Source organism: Pseudodesulfovibrio sp. 7M6, from assembly GCF_050058625.1.
Lineage (GTDB): Bacteria > Desulfobacterota > Desulfovibrionia > Desulfovibrionales > Desulfovibrionaceae > Pseudodesulfovibrio > Pseudodesulfovibrio salinus.
In genome coordinates this window covers 2,729,280-2,749,155 of the sequence record NZ_CP188816.1, presented here as the reverse complement: position 1 = coordinate 2,749,155, position 19,876 = coordinate 2,729,280, and the positions used below count along the sequence as shown (strand labels likewise).

Genomic DNA, 19,876 nt, shown 5'->3' with positions numbered 1-19,876 from the left:
CACGATTAAAAAATGAAAGAATCAGCGAGTAGAGTTCTAGTTGTCAGGAGATAATGACTCTTATCCCTCCCCGTTGGGCCGAAACTATCGTTTCGACGTACCTCTTAATGCCACATTTCCTTAGGAGCAGATCAATGCAGATAGAATCGATCACACTAAAAGGTTTCCAATCCGCAGGAGACATCCCTGTTGTCGTAAATTTAGCTAAAGACTTAACTGCATTTGTTGGGGGAAATGGTGCAGGTAAAACCGCGGTTTTGGCTGCGCTTCAGCGGATGTTTGGGACATCGTCAAAACAGCGGCGCATAAGAAAGACGGATTTTCATATCCCTCCAGGAAAGACTCTGGATGACTATGAACTGCTTGATTTGTGGGTTGAAGTTAAGGTGGTTTTTCCTGAATTAGAGGAAGACGAGGAAGGAGCGGCTGTTCCTACTTGCTTTAGGCAGATGTTGGTTCTTGAGCCGGGAGGCGCCCCCTATTGTCGTATTCGGCTGAAAGCTACCTGGGAGGATGACGCTACAACCGATGGAGCAATTGAAGAGCAGCTTTGGTGGATGCCAGCCATAGAGGGCGAGGAGCCAACCCGGGTTACAGCACCCGAGCGTGGGCTAATCCAAATCCACTATATACCGGCCACAAGGAATGAATCTGAGTTGTTGAGTCAGCAAACTCGGTTGATGAAAAAGCGCCTTTTCAAAGCGATCAAATGGACAGACGATTTTGGAAGGGCGTTGGCTAAATCCGCAGAGACTATTGAAGAGACCTTAAACAAAGAAGTGGCCGTAGCCACCACCAATAAACTTTTAAAAAGGAAGTGGAAGGAGCTGAGTGGAGCGAAGCTACTGGCCAACCCTGTGCTAAGTGTTATCTCTAGTGATATTAAAGATGTATCAAACAGAATCACAATAACACTTAGCCCGTCAGAGGACGGAGGGGTTCGCTCTATAGACGAGTTGAGCGATGGGCATACTTCTCTTTTTTATTTTGCATTAACAGCGGCTGTTTTTGAGATAGAGCGCGAAGTGGCCAAGGCTTGCACTCTACAAGAGGATACTGGATTTTGCGAAGAACTGTTGCGGACCCCAGCCTTGACTTTCTTTGCGATAGAAGAGCCTGAAAACCATCTTTCACCGTACTATCTCTGCCGAGTCTTGAACGCGGTAAAAAACATCTCTGAATATGATGTGTCACAAACTATCGTGACCAGCCATTCCAGTTCAATACTAGGGAGGGTTAGTCCTGACTCTGTGCGGCACTTTAGGCTTGCCCAAGAGACTCGTACAACACTTGTAAACCCCATTTTGTTTCCGGAGGAAGACGTTGAGGCTGCGAAATTTATGCGTAATGCAGTCCTTGCCTTTCCAGAGTTGTACTTCGCAAAGTGCGTAGTGTTGTGCGAAGGGGACTCGGAGCAAGTCGTGATCCCTCAGGTCGCAGGGGCGTTAAACGTAGACTTAGACCCATCCTTTGTTGCTGTTGTTCCCCTTGGGGGAAGGCATGTGAACCACTTTTGGCGCCTACTACATAATCTTGGAATCCCATACGTGACATTGCTCGATTTGGACCTGGGGCGCGATACAGGAGGATGGAGCCGCTTGTCATACTTGGCGAAGCAACTTGTCGAAAATGGCGTAGATCAAGAGTTTTTCAGAATTCAAGATGGAGAACTTGCTTTTGTTGAGAAAGAAGATTTCGCCATCAATGTGGCAAACATTAAATCGTGGGTTAATCACATCAGGACTAAAGGTGTTTACTGCTCATGGCCGTTAGATCTAGATATGGCCATGTTGAACGCTTTTCCCGAAGCATATCAGACCTTGCCTGAAGGAGCGCGTGGCCCACGTATTGATGTAGAGCAGGCAATTCCTCATGTGTTGAAAGATGGGAGAACAGAAGCGTGGTACGATGGTGAGTTGGCTGACCTTAAGCAGTATTTTCCATTCTACAACTATCTCTTTCTCGGTAAGAGCAAGCCTGTAAGCCACATTAGAGCGATAGGCCTTCTTGAGGATGCTGACATTGCTCAGAATTGTCCGGAGGAGCTTAAAGCGCTAATTGAAGCTGTAAAAAACATAGTTGAGCAGCCTGGGGAATAGCATGGCAAGAATATCTCCAGAAGAATGGCAGCCTGCTGGCGTAGAAGGCCTAGAGGATAACGCTTGGCATACTGTGAAGTCGGAGCAGAACTCTGCCGTTATTGCTGGCCCAGGGGCAGGAAAAACCGAACTGTTAGCTCAAAAGGCTTGCTACCTTTTGGAGACTGGGATCTGTCCATATCCTAAGAGAATTCTTGCTATCAGTTTTAAAAGAGATGCAGCAAAGAACCTTAGAGAACGAGTTTCCATTCGTGTGCCTAAAGAAGCAGCACGATTTGACTCTCTCACATTCGATGCCTTTTCAAAGGGGGTGTTAGACAGGTTTTCTCGTTCTTTACCTTCTCCTTGGAAAATTCATCCGGATTATGAGGTGGCTTTATTTAAACGCCGCGACTGGGATGACTTTGTGAGAGGGCTTAACGTTCCAGCAGAGTTTGGTAACAGTAATATCCTTCACCAAACAAGGTGGGATGATTTCTACAAGTATTACGTGTTGGGTGAACCGCTTCCGCTTATTGGTTTTGAACCAACTTCTACCCTTGAGTGGGCCGCTGCCGAATGGTGGAGAAGGTGGTTAAACAACCTTGGTGAAACTCGGCTCGGTTTTCCAATGATTGGTCGTCTAGTAGAATTGCTACTGCGAACCAATCCATTAATCCTAAAAGCAATTCGAGCAACATATAGCCATGTATTTCTGGATGAATTCCAAGACACAACGCATGTTCAGTATGGATTGGTGAAAACAGCTTTTGCCGTTCCCACATGCCGTTTGACTGCTGTAGGAGATCACAAACAGCAGATTATGAGATGGGCGATGGCTTTAGATGACCCATTCGGATTGTTTTGTGATGATTTTGGGGCTGAGGTTGTACCACTTATTAGGAACTACAGGTCTTCACCTGAATTGGTAAGGATTCAGGACAGGATAGCAAGGATCGTTGATCCGAATCCGCAAGAGACCCAGGCCATGCAGGAAGATTCCATTTGGGAAGAGTCATGCTCAGTTATGGAGTTTAGAAACAGGCAACATGAAGCTGAACATATAGCTTCAATTGTGAATGGTTACATTGAAGACTATGATTTAAGTCCTCGCGATTTTGTTGTGCTGGTGAAGCAGACAACTGACCAGTTCTCTCCGCCCCTGATAAGAGCCTTTGAGGCAGCAGGACTAAAGGCAAGAGATGAATCTCTTTTGCAAGACCTTCTTACAGAGAATTTGACAACGATCATTCTCAGCTATTTTAAACTGGCAGCTAATGCAGAAAACAAAGGTCAGGCTTGGAGGAACTGTCTTGATATAACAGCGCTGCTTAAAGGACTGGATCCCAATGAGGATAGTATTTTACCCTTGCAGGAAAAAATTGGTGACCTTGTGAGACAACTTGCGACTTCGTTTGATCATGTCCCTAACAACAATGGAGATGTGGCAGACCTCGTTCGCGTGGTTACTGATTTTCTTGGCGAAGGATATATTAAGTCTTTTTATCCAGAGTATCGTCGGGGAGATTGGTACGACAAGGTCAAAGAGGATTTAATAACAAACCTGTTTGAGCAGTTTGAAGTCGCAACCACATGGGGAGAGGCTATTGCTTACCTTGAAGGAGAGGATGCTGTTCCAATTATGACTATCCACAAAAGCAAAGGACTTGAGTTTCACACCGTCTTCTTTGTTGGGCTTGAAGATGAGTCATGGTGGAGCTTTAGAATAGACCCAGCCGAATCACGGTCCGCTTTCTTTGTTGCTTTCTCTCGCGCAAGGCAACGCGCAATTTTTACATATTGCGCCAACAATCAGCGAGCAGAAGTCAATAGCTTGTATCAAGTCTTAGAGGATGCAGGGGTGCCGCAAGTTATAGTGCCGTGAGGTTAGCTCCTACACAAGTTAGAAAGTTGGATCTCCAAATCTTTCGTAAGGCACTGAAGGTCGTACTCAGTGATAATATCCGAATGTGTACGAGCTGCTCTTTCTAAGAGTATTGATCGACTTTGCTTTTCGATTTTTGATGTTGCTGCTTCCCCAATCTCTTTCTGAATTTCACTTAGATCGAAGTTGAAAACAGGTTGATTTACTTCATTTGTCTTTGAGTAGCAGAATTTAGCATCAATAGTCATAAGTTGCCCAAATTCAATTAATTTGTGCTCGCAGGATGCGATGTACCCCATAGATATTTCAGGGAGATTTGAAACTGTCAAAAGGTCCATTGGGAGTCTGAGTAGAAAAAGATCCCATGCCGTCGAGTAGGCTGAAGATATCGCTTTCGTTAGCTTCATGTTGGGTTGAATATTCACGAATCGACCCGCGAGGTTGGCGAAATAGTACAATGCGAGGTTGTGTTCGTAGGCTAGCCTTAATCCTAGCTGGTCTGTCATAAACGATTCAAATCGTTCTAGTTTATCTATTACACCTTTTTTGTCTTTGTGCTTGATTAATACCATCTTAATCAAGCACGCATATGTCAGTGACACAGGATCGACTGTTGGCAGATTAGATTGAATTCTCCCAACTAACTTGCGACTGCATTCACTAAATGAAGTAGCTTCATATTTATGAAAGAGTTCTTCTTCTAGTCTAGCATCAATTCTAACAGATGATTTTTCCTTGAAATAGTCACTGTCCATTGATTGGAGTTTAAGAATCGACTCAATGACAGGTGGTGTGTTGCGCCAAAAGTCTTCTTCACTGCTCTTTCTATATGATTCAATAATGTAGAATATTGGGTTGTAATCATATCCTGTCTCTACAAGGTGATTTAGAAAACTATGAGTACAAGTATGCATGCTGGGGTTTGTTGGATTGGGAACTGACAAGTACGAATGCAGGTGAAATGCAACATGGCTATCCAGTATTACCGATGGGAATATTTCAAAAGTAAAGTGTCCCGGGTAGCAGGTTTGATTGTTAAGAACAAAGGGCCTTCTCCCATTGAATTGATCAACAATATGTATTGCGTTCTTCCCCTCTTGAAAGCTCCGTGGCCCGCTGTAAGGAGAATCCTGGTTAGGAGAATCTTTAACTATGAAAACAGTAGTTTCAGGGTCCTTGGTTTGCTGGAAATAGTCTGCAATATCTCGAATCATTGTATTAGGCCTTTTGTCTTCAGTGCTTCATATCGCGCAGTTTAACGTCCTTATCCATCCTGATTGCCGAATCACTGTATGACTCAGCAACTTGCTGTAATAGTCTAGCTACTCGCGGCCATTTCACCTGACACTCTTTAGCCCACTCTCGATATTGTTTGGCAATCGCCCTCTCTTGTTTCCCTCCCTCATTCGCTGAACGTGTCCAGGTTCCACGCTTGTTATGAATTCCTGCTACAAACCCACCTTCCAGTTCTTCTGTACTTAATTCTTCTATAGTGTTTCGAACTTCTAAACAGGGGAACAGGCCATTCTTGTCGCATGGAGAGTGAGCAAGGACACCGCCGATGCGTGAATCAACCATTCCGTTCTCGTCGATGTTTTTGCAAACAGAGCGAGCCTCAGCAATCCAGCCTCTTAAGGCTGCTTCATCAATGGAAGCGTCTTCTCTTGAGCCTGGAACAGTCTGCCAATTGTCAAAAAGTTTTTCGGCCTTCCAGACCATGTCGATATTGGCATCAGCCCCATTATCAGTGTTAATACTTATTATCTCTTTGAAGGCGTTCACATCACTAGCCATTTTTTGATGAATAGTTAGCTGAGTAGCTTCTAAATCGAATACTGATGAAAACACCCACTCCAATCCTATGAGCTCGTTTTCATTTTTCTCCTCAGCCTCGTAAAGCCTTGCAAAGATTTCTCTTATTTCGTGTCCAGAAGTTCTTTCTTTCTCTGGGCTTTCTATGAAAGCCGTTAGCGCTTTGACGCGTTGGTTGTAGGAGAGAGGCATGTTTTCTTGACAGGCAATACTAATCATTGTGGATGATCGTCCGGCATCGAATAGTTTGTCCCAAAGCATGTCGATGTCTTCTTCTGGCGAAGTTGGGCTGATTAGCACATATGGATTAACCATGCGCCAATACTCGCGTTCACAATTTTCTCCAAGGTCTGCAACGGTTGTCCATGTAGAAACACATGGAGGTAGAGTTAAACATAGTCTTGCGCAAACTTGTGGACCCCAGTTGGCAGTTTGAGCATGGGTTAGTGTTTCATGTATCCAGTTGGATCCAAGTTTGCCCTTCGCATAAAAAACAAAGGCTCTTGAAAAATCCTCAAGTTTACCTTCTTGCGTGAGGAGGCACTCGCTTACCTCAAGTGGAATGTCAGAGCAGATTTCAACGTATGCTTTTGCAACTGCGTCAAGATTCTCGGAGCATTTTGCTAATTCAACGATACCTGCAATCCCTTTGCTTTTAATGATGCTGTGGGCTGCTTCGGTTTGTAGGCGAAATTTTTCTTGCTCTGTTTCTTGCCAGTTTTGATTTTGTCCCATCGGAAGGCATGTGCGTAATCCGAACAGCCACTCGTATCTTTCAATGGTATCTGCTGGCTCTAAACGATCATATACTTCTTGAAATAGCCGAAGCTCCTGTTCTGGAATTGCCCAATTAGTATCTGGATACGATCTATGCCTATGTAGCGTGGCTCGTAGTGAATCTCTCAACTCTTTGTGGTGCTTTATTCGACTCTGAGTGGATGTGTCCAACTCTTGTTGAACTAGCTTCCTTGAATCTGGTCGTAGCTTCTCGTAATTCTCAATAATTGCAGCCCACTTTCTGCCATCGTTCTCGGCTTTCTCCACAAGCAGACTTGTTATTTGGTGCATCCCTCTCCATATATCTCCATAGGTTGATGGTACACCGTCATTAACCTCGCGCCAAAGAGGGCGAACGGAACGGGTAAAGGTTGTCCTATGTGGAGATGGTATAAGCTGAAGTAAAAGATCCGGAACTGTTGTTGGATTTTTATCCAAAAGAGCCTCAAGGAGTTCCAGTCGATGTTCTGCGTCCATATTGGTTTGCGGGATAACAAGATTGAAAATCCTACCAAAACAGTCCGCTGGCCTGGGGTGATGATTGCCACCTGGATCGTAGGAATGCAATTTAACTAACATCTGGGCAGCTCTAGCTAAATGTTCGGGCTGCCATGCGATAATTTCAAGCGCCCACATAAGAGTTACGTGGGCATTTTTCATCCCCATTGCATCACCTGCTGTGGTAAAGATGCTTGTTAAAACCTCAGGTGTATTTATGTCTTTCCTCTCAAGTTCATTCAGGAATGTATTTGGAGAAGCTTCGGCGAGTAATCTGTAATATGGCGATAGAGAATCCCATTTTTTACGGTCTTTGCATTGGGTCAGGATGGTTCCAATAAGCCTATCAACCCAAGCAGAAGGAGAACTAATTCCGGATATCCTGAATTGTTCACCGAATATTGAGATAATAAGCAATGATTGCAGGAGTCCGTTACGTATGAAATTGGAATAGGGTGTTGTTTTGCCAAACAAGGGGGCCATTGCGCGTTGTTCTTCAGGAAGATCCATAACGGGGTCTTCTACTGTGAATGCTTCAATAATAACAGATTCTAGCTTCTCGAAGTCAGATTGGGTTAAATTTGGCCCGAGGCAACGCCAAACATCCATTGGCGAAATGAGTTTCCAATATGGTGAGATATACTGAATAGGGGGTTCTGGAGTGACTAGTACTCGCTTTAGATTGTTCTCAATTTTTTCGTAGGGCAAACCGCTTAAGCGCTCTAGGGCTATGCGATCTTCAGGGCGTTCTTCAGACCACCCAGAAGCAAATATTATCGTTGCCATTATCGCTTTTAGTTCAGGAGTGGCCCAGCAAGGGTGCTCACCAGTAATCTCATTCCTAAGAGCCATAAGCATGCGGCCAGAGCTTCTTAGCAATTTGTCCGCTTTGCCCTCTGCCATACCCAAGCTTGTCAACGCTTTCGTTGCTTCGAAGGCGCCAACCCGTAAAGGGACTTCAACAACCGCCAGGTCGCTTTGTTCAGGGTGATAGTTGTGTGGAGTCAATACACAGTACTTATGCCCATTTGCTATTGCATTTTTTGCTATCCCAATGTTGTCGTTAGAGGTGATAATTAACTGTGGATGGGGATTTGCGGCCAATTGGCGTAAAGTGTTTTCGTTATCTGCGTGGATGCCTCTAACCAGCCAGTGACCGAGCCCATCATAATGCAACAATGCTGCAGCTATAAATAACAAGCCTTCTTTGGGGGAGAATGTTTTCAGCCGTAAAATGTTTCTCCCTTCTTCAAGCCAATCCCAAATGAGATCTCGTGTCTTGATACGTTCATAACTAGATAGAACCAGGGATGGGCTAAGATAGCCATCAACCGCTTCCTTCCATTCATTCCAGTGGTAAACTAATGGAAGAGTCCCTTCTGGTGCTATGTGTGCTACGCGCTCAATCCAATTAAATGCGACAGAAGGAGTCTGGCTCAACCAATCTTCAAGGTCGTCGCAATCGAGTACTCTGACGTCTTTCCAGATACCTAGTCGCCGTTTCTCTTCGCACCACTCTTCTTTCTTATCGAAGTACCTTTGAGTTACGAAAATAAATGTCTTCTCTTGACTGGCGTCATCAATGCGTTTGTTGAAGTCTTTGTTCGCCTTAGTCCTAGGCTTGTCATCGGTGCCAATTTCCCAGACCGACTGTCCACTGGGAATAAAGGCTGATTCGCCTGAAGTTACTACGACTCCATCGAATCCAGGGCGGTATACGCTGTCTCCAGATGGTATTGCGATGTGAGACAGGTCTTTAGCAGATGCCCAGATCAAATCTCTCGTAAGGAGAGGCAAATACCCCTGAGGGGACCTACCGATCCAGGATTTTAGTTGGCTGGCTGTGATCAGTTGCATCGGGCTGACTTTGAGGTAGGTGGGCTTTGATCGTTAGGATAATTGAGAATAGGTTGTCTCTTTGGGTTGTTAAAAGCTCATTATTACGGTTATTAGATTTTGTCTATTGATGATTCTGTTTTGCCTGTTTTGTTTATGGACCGTTTTTTAAAGGAACATGAACAAAGTTAAATAATGGAGTTTTTTATGTCTAATCAGAAGTGTTCCTTTATTCCCCCTTATTTAGAAGAGGATTACAATGAGAGTAATAATACTGCAGCGTCTCTAAAATCTAGAGCCACGGCAATCAGGAGGTGTGCAGAGGGTTATGTTAAGGCATTTCTTTGGGATGAGATTCTAGCATTTGCTCCTAAAGCCTCTAAAGGTCTTTTGTTCCGCTGGATTAGTGAATTAAAAAAAATGGGATATACAGGGTTGGCTTTAGAGCTTGAGGAGATGAGGGTCGTCGGCAACCCAGGGGCACATTTTGGGCCAAATCCCAGTGAGGAAGACCTTACAAAAGCAATAGAAGTTCTTCCGAGGATATTATCTGAATTGTTTTATATTCATTTCTCCAAGGCGAAAGGAGAGGTGGAATTGCTTGGGGCAGACTTGGTGCTTTTCAGCACTTTGCCGCCGGAACTTCGTGTAATCGTATGGGAAAAATATACTCGACAGTATGCAAACGACTTGTTTGCCCTTGAGAAATATCTTTTAGCATTAGTAAAATCTGGAAGAAAAATAGATGCAGACAAAATCATAGACCAAAAGGTTGAAACTGGTGTTGTAGATGCTCGCATAGAGGCCCATTATCGTGAAAAAATCGATTTGATTAATCGCGAATTGCATAGATTGCCAATTGCTGAGGATATGGTCACTGCTCGGGCTAATTTTGAAACTGTTATGAGGGAGTGTGGCAATGTTGGCTCTGAAAGATTTAGTGAGCTTGCAGAGCGCCTTTGTAAAGAAGTGTTGAACTGATTAGAATCAGCTAAGTGTCGCTTCTAGGCGAATCAATGTGCTTGGCTTTGGTGCAGTGTGAGGTAAGAAATGCAAGATCAATTAACGATGACTAAAATCGAAGCTGGATGGGATCAACTAATCGCTGCCGCTAAGTTGTACTTCCAAGGAGAGAGCTTAATAGCTGTTCATGGTCTTGCAGCGTCTGCTGTTCAAGTTTTTGATGATTTGTCTAAGGGGACTCCATACGAGGACTATAACCTTATTGGGCATATGATGTCCCCGTTCCCACCTGAACAACGAGCCAGGGTAATAAGGGAGTTCAGAAAACCCCAGAATTTTATAAAACATGCAGATAGAGATAGGGATGAATCTCTCACGCTGAAGGCAAGCCACACAGAGTTCTTATTGTTATGCGGTGTTTTTTTGGCAGGCACTCTCGCTAGTGAGTGTTGGGCAAACTCTTTGAGAAAAGATCCGCCCATATTATTTGCCTATCAAATTTGGTTTTGCAAAGAGTACCCTGAAGTGGGAGGTCTTGATCTTGACCAGCAGCACTGGGAGTTGTTGCTTGTACTGTTGCCAAAGATGTTTCCCTTCATCCCTCCTCTTTCCCCCACTTGCACTTGACCTGCTCCCATGAAATAGGTCCACCGACAATGTGAGTTTTCCGGCGAAATCGACTATCAGAAAGTAGGAGGATTTCGTCGTGAAGAAATCAAGGTACACAGAAGAACAAATCGCCTTTGCCCTACGCCAGGCCGAGCATGGGACTCCCGTGAAGGAAGTGATCCGCAAAATGGGGATCAGCGAGCAGACCTTCTATCGCTGGAAAAAGAAGTTCGGAGGCCTCGGCACCAGCGAGCTTCGCCGTCTGAAGATGCTCGGAGAGGAAAACCGCAAGCTCAAGCAGATGGTAGCGGATTTGAGTCTCGACAAAGTCATGCTTCAGGACGTGCTGTCAAAAAAGCTCTGAGGCCTGGTCGTCGTCGGGAGTTGGTGGACCACCTCCGGGTCGATTATGACGTGAGCATCCGTCGGGCATGCCGCATCGCACTCATATCCCGGTCGCTGTATACTTACCGACGAAAGAGCGACGATCAGGCCGAGCTCCGCATGAGAATTTGTGAAATTGCCGCAACCCGAGTTCGATATGGTTATCGGCGCATTCACGTCTTACTTTGTCGAGAAGGCTGGGAAATCAACCACAAGCGCGTATACCGCCTCTATAAGGAGGAGGGACTGTTGCTCCGCAGCAAACGCCCCAAACGCATCGTAAGTGCTATGCACCGTGAAAAAACAGAAAGCGCAACGCGGCCCGATGAGGTGTGGTCCATGGACTTCATGAGCGATGCTCTTTTTGATGGCCGTAGGCTCAAGCTGATGACGGTGGTCGACAACTATACGCGGGAAAGTCTGGCCATCAAAGCCGGCCAGGGTATTACCGGTGAGCAAGTGACCGAGGTACTGGAAAAGATAGCCTGTGATCGCTCGCTGCCAACTCGTATCAAGTGCGACAATGGACCGGAATTCACATCAAAGGCCTTGGATAAATGGGCCTATGAACACCACGTTGAATTGGACTTTTCCAGACCGGGAAAGCCTACAGACAACGGATATATTGAATCTTTCAACGGTCGTTTCAGAGACGAATGCCTCAATGTGAACTGGTTCTTGTCTCTGGAGGATGCCCAGCGTAAAGTCGAGGCATGGCGACGGGACTATAATGAGAGTCGTCCTCACTCGTCACTGGGCAACCTGACACCCATTGAGTTCGCCATCCATTCCGGGCAATTGCCCGGAATGGATGGGCTGGAAAGACGCCGGGAACTCACACAAGCCCGGACCTAAAACGGGGGCATCTCCACACTAAGCAAGAGTATTATCGTTGGTTTGAACTAGTTTGGGGGCATATCAAGAGCGAAATAGAGACTTGGGTTGCTGGTATTGATGTCGATACGGAGCTTAATAAGTTGTTAAAAAATCCCGAGTATGCAGAGCTAGCCTCTTTGGTGGCAATGATCCTTGAACAGGAGGACGATCAAGCCTACTCCCCCTCCGGAAAGGTTAAGGAATAGTGTTGTCGTGTTGGGGATAGTGTTGGGGGCAGCTTCAGAAAAACAAAGGGACAACCATGCGGTTGTCCCTTTTTGTTCAATAATGGCGGAAGCGTACAGGAGTCGAACCTGCCTACGACATCACTGCCGTACATTGGTTTTGAAGACCAAGCGCCACACCGGTGACGACACGCTTCCTTTTGGGTCGGACGTCTGCTGGCGGGGTACGCCGCAGGGTGCCACAGTATTTAGCAGCTTTGCCTGAGGGGGACAAGCTGATGATTTTTACTCCCAAAGCGGTACGGGATATGCTGTACTTTTGAGGGTCGCTGCCGTAAACAGTACGCATTACCACAAAAGGGTTCCTCAGGGAGGTTCTATGAAACGTTTGGTATTGGCTTTGCTGTTTGTTCTGGCTGGCGCATTGGTTGTCTCCGCCGGTAGCACAGAGATTGGTGCAACCGTCAAAACGGTCTGTTCCGCCTGTCATCCTTTGAAGCCTGTCTGCCGCCAAATGGGGGTAAAGGATCGTGCTGCTTGGGATAAAACCGTAAAACGGATGGTGACCAATGGTGCCAAGCTGACCGATGCCCAGGTTGAGCCCACTGTGGACTATCTGGCTACCGTAAAGCCGGATCAGGCTGCCGTTTGCCGCTAAATAGCTAGGGAAGGGGAGGCGGCGGGGCCAGCAGGCCGGGGCCGTGTCCTCTCTCCTTCATTCTTTGGTCGAACCGCTGCGCCTGCTCCGGAGTGAGCATGGCCCGTATCCGTTTCTCCAGGCCGGTCGGCGCAAGCACCAGCCTGTCCAGGGGGGCGAGCCGGTCCAGTACGAGCGAGAGCGCCTCTCTCGCTTCACTGGCGCTTGCCAGACGTTCGAATTTCTCTTGCGAGTCGGCTTGCCAGGGCGTTTTTCAGCAACCGCTGGCCGTCTTCGTTCAGGTCGCTTGCGGGTGCTTCCCTGCACCGATAGCGCTCCCGCCAGAAGTCATGGCAGGTCATGAGCGTGAGGGGGGCAGCCCGTTTACGAAAGGGGCCTTCGGCCGATAGCCGGGCAGGGCCTTGAAGGCGCGCACAAATGTCTCATGGGCCACTTCGCCAACGCAATCTCCCGGAACATGGGCGGCGGCCAAGTGGCTCACATGCGCTTCATAGCGTTCGAGCAACTGCCCGAAGGCATTCACATCGCCGCTGACGACGGCGGCGATGATCGACATGTCGTCCGATTTACCGGCTTTACCTTACCGTTGGCTTCCTCCCCGGACCGAGTCCGGTTTCGCGCAGGCGGACAAGGGCGAGGCCTATGAGTTCAGGAGGCCGCGTCCCAAATGACGCGGCCCGGAGAGATTGACCCTTTTCGTGTGGGACGGGGCCGTTGATAGGAGACGGTCCCCGGGAGTAACTCCGCAACGGATTCGGGCCGGGTGTTCGCCTGCTCCAGAAGTTCCCGGGCCGTCATTGGACGACGTTGCCGAGGCGTTTTCTGCGGCCGTGGTCCCTATGGTGGACTGAAGATAGGCCAGCAATTCCTCCTGCGTGACAATGCCGTTGTCGTTGGCGTCAGCCGCGTCTGTGGTGCTGCTGGAACTCCCGCCGCTCTCTCCTTCCGCGCTTTGCCGGAATTCTGCTGCCCCGATGCCAAGGCCGAGATTTGGGTCCCGTCATCAACCATGGATGAAAGAGACGTTGTGTCACCTGGTACTTTGTTTTCAAAGTTCGCCTGCATTTCTGCGATGTTGGCCTTTGCGTCGCTCAGCAGCTCTTCCTGAGAGAGGGACCTGTCACTGTTGTTGTCCTCAAGGAATTTGGCCGACATTTCTGTGGCAAAATCGTCCGATCCCTCACTAGTGTTTTGGCGTATCCTACCGAGATTAAACCCCATCTGCATTCCGCTGACGGAAGTGATTTTCATGGCCAATCTCCTGGAACCGTGGATGCTCCGGGATCGCACTCCCGGGACGCCGCAGCCGTGTCCCCTCTCCCCAGAGGCGGCAGGGCGGGGAGCATTCGGTACAATCCGTATATCGTGCGCGCGGGATGTCCGGTTACACTTTGCGAAAAAAGTCGGGGCAGGCTGGTTGGGATTCGCCGCAAGCGTATCGGGAGGATTGTCGAAATCGAGGCGGCCTTGCCGGGGGTACTGGGGATTAAAATCGGGAAAAAGGGTATTCTGTGAAACCATTGGCTCTGTGGCGGCATCTGGTGGTATGCGTGAAGCGATATGACGCGACGTATGACCCGGCTCCCTTACGCGGCTGGTCGGATGTTAAAAACAGTGTACAAGAGGGAGAGCTGTAATCGTTGTATGTTATGGCAAGTCCTTCAGCTGCATGAGACGGAAAGGGAAACAGGACTGACGTGAAGCAACTGAAAAGACTTCAACGCTGGCGGCTTGGTTGAACAAATAGACTGAAGGAGAATCCGATGAAAAAGATGATGCTTTTGATCATGGCTTTGACCCTGTTCATATCGGTTCCGGCCGCCTTTGCCGAAGGCCTGTCCGCCTCCCTGTTCAACAGCGCCAGGGAAAGCCGGAAGGTGGAACTGCGCATTACCACGGCTTCGGGCTCCGGGAGTATGCAGGCCAGGGATATTTCGCCGATGGCCGACGCCTTTTGCGATTACTGGGGCCATGATGACGAGGACCAGACCTGGGAATTCAAGGTCTCCGGTAAGCAGAACAAGGGCAATACACAGGCCACCATCTATTACTCCGGGGGCAAGTTCAAGGCCGGGCAAATCGGCGACGGTCTCGTCTTCACTCCGTTCGAAGACAAGGAATTCAAGCTGGAGATAACCAAGTAGCCAAAGTCGGGAAAAACGACATTGCTGCTATCCGGCTCCTGTCGAAAGCGGCGATGAACCAATACACCGCAAGGAGAAGAGAATGAAAAAACTTATGATGTTGTTTGCGGCGCTTGCCCTTGTTCTGTCCGCTTCGGCCGCCTTTGCCGGGTTCAGCACTTCCCCTTCGTCCGACAAGGACGTGAACATACATTTTGTCAACGATACAGATGAAATGCGGGTAGTTGTGCTGACGGTCGAGTTCTCCCAGGGGACCGAAAAGGAAGAGATACTCGTTGTTCCGCACAGTTACCTCGATGCGTACTACAGCCAGGCCATGAGCGCCGATTTCAAGTTCGATGTCCTGATTACCGACAAGGGCGGCGAGGCGCTTTCGGAAGCAAAACTGTCCTTTTCCAAGGGGAAGTTTACGCCGGAAGCGATTGGTGAAGGCATTACTTGCGAAAAAACAGCTCCCGACAGGGTCGTATTGACCCTCAAGCGGTAAATTGCAGGGAGCGTACTCCTGCAAACCGCAACTAATTCCATGGCAAAGTGACCTCTAACTGAAAAGGAGATCAAAATGAAGAAAATGGTAATGTTGTTCGGTGTGTTGGCACTGGTTCTGTCCGCTTCCATCTCGTTTGCCGGACTTGTACAAGGCAGCGGTCCCAATGGTTCCGAGACCGCTACCCTTGTCAATCAGGCCCCTGATAATCGCATTTTTAACTGCGAAGTCTCCACCAGCATGGGGCCAGACTCGTTGACAACCAAGATTACGGGGCATGGGGGAGAGGAAACCTACTATTGTGACGACGAATTGGCTGATCTGGACCAGCAGTGGACAGTGACGGTAACCGATGAAAGTGGAACCACCATAGCCACTGCCACTGCCAGTTATACCAATGGTCAGTTCTCTCCGGGACAGATCGGCGAAGGCCTGACCTTCGAGATCCTCGCACCCAACGTTGTCAAACTCACGGTGACGAAGTAACCGGAGGACGTTTCCCTGTCGGGTTCTCAGATGGAAGGCATGTGAAGGCCTGTTGTCTCCTCCGACGAAAAGAACAGATCGTCATATGTCTCGGAAAGTAAGGAGTGTACTGTGAAGAGGTTTTGTACCCCATTGGTGATGTTTGCCCTGAGCCTGTTTGTTGCGGCTTTGGTTGCCGGTATTTCCTACGCCGGCACGGCAGATGATCCAGAAATGATCGTACTGTCCAATCCGACCAAGGAAGTACGCAAATTCGACGTAGTCATCGAATGCATCGAGGAAACGGATGAATACATCCAGGTAATGCAGCCCGGTCAGGTTTTGCAAAAGCCTTATACCGGCCATTATGGCAGTTTGGACCAGAAGTGGTACATCAAGGTGACCAATGAAGCTGATGAGATGATTACCGATGCCCGCGTCAACTACTCGGATGGGAAGTTCTCTCCCGGCACGATTGGCGAAGGCTTGGAATACAGGAGCGACTCGCCCAGGCAGTTCACCCTTACCATCACTAAATAACGGACCGAACGCCCCTGTCCCGACCGGCAGGGGCGTTTGCCGTTACAAGGTTTTCCTATTGGGATTATTGTGTTAATGGGAAAAATGTGAACCTGGATGAAGCTGTTTGAAGTTGCCGATGGGCTATAGAGGTTAGCCCTATATGGTTGTTGTTATTGTTTTTTCGTTGGGTGTTTTGGCCTGCCTGGATGCAAACTGTCCGTCGGGCCACTCCCTCTGGATGATGTTGAGATTGGGTGTAATGTTGGTATCCTGCAAAGAATACGGGTTGATGAGGGGCGTTTCAGTCATGCTGCAGGCATATCGGATCGGGAAATAATCGGATGCGCTTGCCGTCGGTAGCCCTTTTTTTGTGCCTGTTGGCCGTGCTGCTTCCGCTAGCCGCCGCTGCCGAGGATGGGAGCACGGTCGGTTCCGGTGAAGCCTTGGCCACAGATGGCGCCAAGACTCTTCGCATGAGCATGGCGGATGTGGTGAGCCTGACCCTGCGCAACAACCTGAGCGTCAAGACCAGCTATCTGGACCGCGTGTTGCAAAAATTCGATCTGGAGATAGCCGACGACAAGTATGTGCCCACGGTGAACATTGACGGCAGCCTCAATCTGGATGCGGTGCAGAAGAATCGCAGCGCCAGCGGCCATGCCAAGTCCGGGTCCGACTCCACACAAAATGCGGGGGTGAACGCCACGGTGAAGCAGGCGATCCCGACCGGAGCCACTCTGACCTTCGGCTGGGAAAATACGTACAAGAACGATGCCGAATCCTCCCTCGCCTACAGTTCAACGGCCGGTGACGTCACCAGGAGCAACACCCGGTCCGACAGTATACAGTCGACGTTGTCCGCCGAACTCTCCCAGCCGCTGCTCAAGGACGCGGGGCTCGACTACAACAACGCCTCCATCACTCTTGCGCATTTGCAGGAGGAGCGGAACATCCTTTCCCTGCGCGATTCCCTGAGCGCCCTGATAAATTCCGGCGTGAACTATTTTTTTTCGTTCGTGCAGGCCAAGGAGAATCTGGAGATTCAGCGGCAGGCTCTGGCGCGTTCCAGACGGTTGCTCGAGATAAATCAGCTCAAGATGAGCCTTGGCCGCATGGCCCGAAGCGACGTGACCCAGGCCGAGGCGGATGAGGCCTCGCAGGAGCTTTCGCTGGAGCAGGCGATCAACGACTATGACCAGGCGCGCAGGAATCTGCTGAACCATCTCAATCTGGACCCGAACCTGCAAATTGATCCGGCTATGCAGGGGTATCGCGAGCTGCATCCCAAGCTGGACGAGTGCCTGGCCGTGGCCCGCAAGCGCAATCAGGACTACATGAACCGGGTGTTTGATGTGGACGAGGCGGATATCCGCAACATGATGGCCGAAAACGACCGTGAATGGGATCTTTCCGTCAAGGCGGGAGTGGGGCAAACCAACGCCAAGGAGAACCCCGGCCGGGCATACAGGGAAAATGAGTCGCACGTCGGGCTGGAGCTGAAAGCTCCCATCAATCTGTGGGGTGCCGACTACATGGACCGCAAGCAGGCATTGCTAGCGACAGCCACGGCCAAGCGCAAGGCGCGGGTGGCGCTGAACAAGGCGGAAACGGACTTGCAGACCCAGGTGGCCAACACGGTGCGCAATGTGAACATGCGCCTCAAGTTCATCGGGCTGGCCAAGCGCAACACCGAATTGCAGCGGGAACAGCTGGACAACGAGCACGTTAAGCTCATGGCCGGGCGTTCGACAAATTTTCAGGTCGTGACCTATCAGGATCAGCTTGTCCAGGCCCAGCAGGCGGAGGTGCAGAGCATCATCTCCTACCTCCAGGCGCTGCTGGAGCTGGACCAGTTGCTGGGCACGACCATGAAGACCTGGAATGTCGAGTTCAAGCACGACGACGAGCAACTGGAACAAGAGCTGAATGACGAAGTCAGGCCGCTCGTATGGAGTTGGTGGTAGCCATGGACGCAATGCATTTCGATAATCTGTTCTCGGACGGCATACTGCAAAGCATGGGGGACGGCGTCCTCGTGCTGCGCGCCGACGGCAGCGTGGCCGTGGCCAACAACGCCGCCTGCGCCATAATGGGCATGGACGTTCAGGACAAGGCGTTCGTTCTGGCGCACATGATGGAGCATGGGGGCGGCAACGATGCCTTTCTGCAGGTGCTGCTCGACTCGATATACGAGGGCGTTACCATCCATGACCGGCTTGCGGACTTCATCCGGCCCGACGGCGAGAAACGGCTGCTTTCCGTCACCGCCTCCCACCTGCGCGACGGGCAGGGCGGCATTCAGGGCGCGTTCATCGTCCTCAAGGACATGACCGAGGTGGAGCACCTCAAGCAGAGCGAGGAGCATCTTGCCGAAAAGTTGAAAAAGGCGCTTCGGGTGGCGGATGACAAGGCGAAGGAGCTGGAGTCCGCTCTGCGGCACGGCCAGAAATTCCGCCTGTGGCTGACCTTGGGCATCATCGTCCTTTTCGTTACACTGGGTGCCATCCACTGGTTTTCCAGTTCGAGCGACACGCCCGGGCGGAAGATTAAAACGGCGGCCAAGGCAGGCTCCGTGACAGTGACCCCGCGTCCGCTGAACCACTATATTTCCCTTTCCGGCACCGTGGCCCCGCTGGAGGAGGTCGTCTTTACAGCTCCGTTCCAGGGCATGGTCAAGAAACTGAGTTTCCACTACGGCGAGCATGTGAAGGAAGGGCAGGTCCTGATAGAGCTGATTGCTTCGGACATGGAGGCCGCGGTGCGCAACGCCAGGGCCGACTACATCAAGGCCCGCAAGTCGTACATGGAGCTGGAGGACTGGGGCAAGGCCGTGGAGGTCTCCCGCGCCCGGCGCGAGGTCAGCCAGGCCAAGAGCCAGCTCGCCACCACCCAGGGCAAGGCGGAGGAAGACAAGCAGCTGTTCGACAAGGGCGTCATCCCCAAGACCGAGTACGACAACACGCTCCAGCAACTGCGCGAAAAGAAGATGCAGTATGCCGCCAGCATGGAGACACTGAATTCCGTTCTGAACAAGGGCGACGCCGAGTACAAGGAAATCGGCCGGATGGAGATGGAAAACGCAGAGGCCAAGCTCAAGGCCGCCGAGGAGAAGCTGGCCGGAGCGGTGATCAAGGCCACGGTTTCCGGCGTGGCTATCCGTCCCACGGCCGCCGCAAAAGGGGACGACAACAAATTGGCCGTCGGCATCGTGGTCAACGAAGGCCAACCGCTGGTCTCCGTCGGCAGCCTGGAGGGGCTTTCCATCATCACCGAGGTGGACGAGCTGGATATCAACAGCCTGAGCAAGGGCCAGCCCGTGCAGGTCTCCGGCGACTCTTTCCCCGGCATCACCCTCAAGGGGCGCATCGACCAGATTTCCTACCAGGCCAACGACGGCCAGGTGCCGACCTTTACCGCCACCATCAAGCTGGCCGAACTACCGTCGGACGTGGGCGACAAGGTGCGCCTGGGCATGACGGCCAACATGCAGGTGCAGACCTATTCCAATCCCAATGCGCTGCTCGTGCCCATCGCCGCCGTCATCAACAAGGGCGGCAAGAGCGTGGTGCGCGTCAAGGGCGAGAAGGGGGTGGAGGAACGGACCGTCACGACCGGACACACCACGTTGAGCGACGTGGAAGTCCTTACCGGGCTCAAGGCCGGGGAGACCGTCCTGATCGGGGTGGCTTCGTGAGGC

Annotated in this window: 17 protein-coding genes and 1 tRNA gene; 12 read left to right on the top strand and 6 right to left on the bottom strand. The window is 50.1% G+C overall.

Annotated elements, in window-relative coordinates; translation table 11 throughout:
• Positions 1-134 precede the first annotated feature (134 nt).
• Together ACI0FG_RS12920 and ACI0FG_RS12915 are read left to right on the top strand one after the other, a co-directional pair.
• Positions 135-2,099: an ATP-dependent nuclease gene (locus tag ACI0FG_RS12920; RefSeq protein ID WP_419785409.1), complete on the top strand. Its 1,965-nt coding sequence runs from the start codon at positions 135-137 to the stop codon at positions 2,097-2,099.
• Position 2,100: 1 nt separating this feature from the next.
• A complete protein-coding gene (locus tag ACI0FG_RS12915) occupies positions 2,101-3,963 on the top strand; it encodes a UvrD-helicase domain-containing protein (protein ID WP_419785408.1) in 1,863 nt (620 codons plus the stop codon).
• 2 nt (positions 3,964-3,965) lie between these two features.
• Here the strand turns inward: ACI0FG_RS12915 and ACI0FG_RS12910 are convergent, their stop codons facing one another.
• Positions 3,966-5,177, bottom strand: coding sequence for a hypothetical protein (locus ACI0FG_RS12910; protein WP_419785407.1), 1,212 nt, complete (start codon positions 5,175-5,177; stop codon positions 3,966-3,968).
• A 19-nt stretch (positions 5,178-5,196) separates the two neighbouring features.
• The gene (locus tag ACI0FG_RS12905; protein WP_419785406.1) at positions 5,197-8,907 is read right to left on the bottom strand and encodes a hypothetical protein; all 3,711 of its coding nucleotides are present in this window, start codon (positions 8,905-8,907) and stop codon (positions 5,197-5,199) included.
• Between the two features lie 186 nt (positions 8,908-9,093).
• Here ACI0FG_RS12905 and ACI0FG_RS12900 point away from each other — a divergent pair, with 186 nt between their 5' ends.
• The 3 genes from ACI0FG_RS12900 to ACI0FG_RS12890 all read left to right on the top strand — a co-directional run bounded on the left by ACI0FG_RS12900 (position 9,094) and on the right by ACI0FG_RS12890 (position 11,697).
• On the top strand, positions 9,094-9,867 hold the full coding sequence (locus tag ACI0FG_RS12900; RefSeq protein WP_419785405.1) for a hypothetical protein: 774 nt from the start codon (positions 9,094-9,096) through the stop codon (positions 9,865-9,867).
• An 87-nt stretch (positions 9,868-9,954) separates the two neighbouring features.
• Complete coding sequence (locus tag ACI0FG_RS12895; RefSeq protein ID WP_419785404.1) at positions 9,955-10,476, top strand: hypothetical protein; 522 nt, start codon at positions 9,955-9,957, stop codon at positions 10,474-10,476.
• Between the two features lie 79 nt (positions 10,477-10,555).
• Positions 10,556-11,697, top strand: a protein-coding gene (locus ACI0FG_RS12890; RefSeq protein ID WP_419785403.1) for an IS3 family transposase whose coding sequence is annotated in 2 segments (ribosomal slippage) — positions 10,556-10,820 and positions 10,820-11,697 — 1,143 coding nt in all. Because the reading frame shifts where the segments join, the coding sequence is not laid out codon by codon here.
• A gap of 310 nt (positions 11,698-12,007) precedes the next feature.
• Here the strand turns inward: ACI0FG_RS12890 and ACI0FG_RS12885 are convergent.
• Positions 12,008-12,101 (bottom strand) — tRNA-Sec (locus tag ACI0FG_RS12885).
• A 181-nt stretch (positions 12,102-12,282) separates the two neighbouring features.
• Here ACI0FG_RS12885 and ACI0FG_RS12880 point away from each other — a divergent pair.
• Positions 12,283-12,561, top strand: a complete 279-nt coding sequence (locus tag ACI0FG_RS12880) for a hypothetical protein (RefSeq protein ID WP_419785402.1) — start codon at positions 12,283-12,285, stop codon at positions 12,559-12,561.
• A gap of 4 nt (positions 12,562-12,565) precedes the next feature.
• On the opposite strand, the gene ACI0FG_RS12875 is transcribed toward ACI0FG_RS12880, so the two are convergent.
• The 3 genes from ACI0FG_RS12875 to ACI0FG_RS12865 all read right to left on the bottom strand — a co-directional run bounded on the left by ACI0FG_RS12875 (position 12,566) and on the right by ACI0FG_RS12865 (position 13,812).
• On the bottom strand, positions 12,566-12,700 hold the full coding sequence (locus ACI0FG_RS12875) for a hypothetical protein (protein WP_419785401.1): 135 nt from the start codon (positions 12,698-12,700) through the stop codon (positions 12,566-12,568).
• A gap of 198 nt (positions 12,701-12,898) precedes the next feature.
• Positions 12,899-13,117 carry an RNA polymerase sigma factor gene (locus tag ACI0FG_RS12870; RefSeq protein WP_419785400.1) on the bottom strand — a complete coding sequence of 73 codons (219 nt, stop codon included), beginning with the start codon at positions 13,115-13,117 and terminating at the stop codon, positions 12,899-12,901.
• Between the two features lie 281 nt (positions 13,118-13,398).
• Positions 13,399-13,812: a hypothetical protein gene (locus ACI0FG_RS12865; protein WP_419785399.1), complete on the bottom strand. Its 414-nt coding sequence runs from the start codon at positions 13,810-13,812 to the stop codon at positions 13,399-13,401.
• Between the two features lie 512 nt (positions 13,813-14,324).
• On the opposite strand from ACI0FG_RS12865, the gene ACI0FG_RS12860 reads away from it, so the two are divergent.
• The 6 genes from ACI0FG_RS12860 (at position 14,325) to ACI0FG_RS12835 (ending at position 19,873) form a co-directional block, all read left to right on the top strand.
• Positions 14,325-14,705 (top strand): hypothetical protein, encoded by a 381-nt coding sequence (locus tag ACI0FG_RS12860; protein ID WP_419785398.1) that lies wholly within the window; start codon positions 14,325-14,327, stop codon positions 14,703-14,705.
• An 82-nt stretch (positions 14,706-14,787) separates the two neighbouring features.
• Positions 14,788-15,192 (top strand): hypothetical protein, encoded by a 405-nt coding sequence (locus ACI0FG_RS12855; protein WP_419785397.1) that lies wholly within the window; start codon positions 14,788-14,790, stop codon positions 15,190-15,192.
• A gap of 75 nt (positions 15,193-15,267) precedes the next feature.
• Entirely contained in the window at positions 15,268-15,678 is a 411-nt protein-coding gene (locus ACI0FG_RS12850) for a hypothetical protein (protein ID WP_419785396.1), read from the top strand.
• A 111-nt stretch (positions 15,679-15,789) separates the two neighbouring features.
• Positions 15,790-16,197 carry a hypothetical protein gene (locus tag ACI0FG_RS12845; protein ID WP_419785395.1) on the top strand — a complete coding sequence of 136 codons (408 nt, stop codon included), beginning with the start codon at positions 15,790-15,792 and terminating at the stop codon, positions 16,195-16,197.
• Positions 16,198-16,520: 323 nt separating this feature from the next.
• On the top strand, positions 16,521-18,143 hold the full coding sequence (locus tag ACI0FG_RS12840; RefSeq protein WP_419785394.1) for a TolC family protein: 1,623 nt from the start codon (positions 16,521-16,523) through the stop codon (positions 18,141-18,143).
• A gap of 2 nt (positions 18,144-18,145) precedes the next feature.
• On the top strand, positions 18,146-19,873 hold the full coding sequence (locus ACI0FG_RS12835; protein WP_419785393.1) for an HlyD family efflux transporter periplasmic adaptor subunit: 1,728 nt from the start codon (positions 18,146-18,148) through the stop codon (positions 19,871-19,873).
• Positions 19,874-19,876 lie beyond the last annotated feature (3 nt).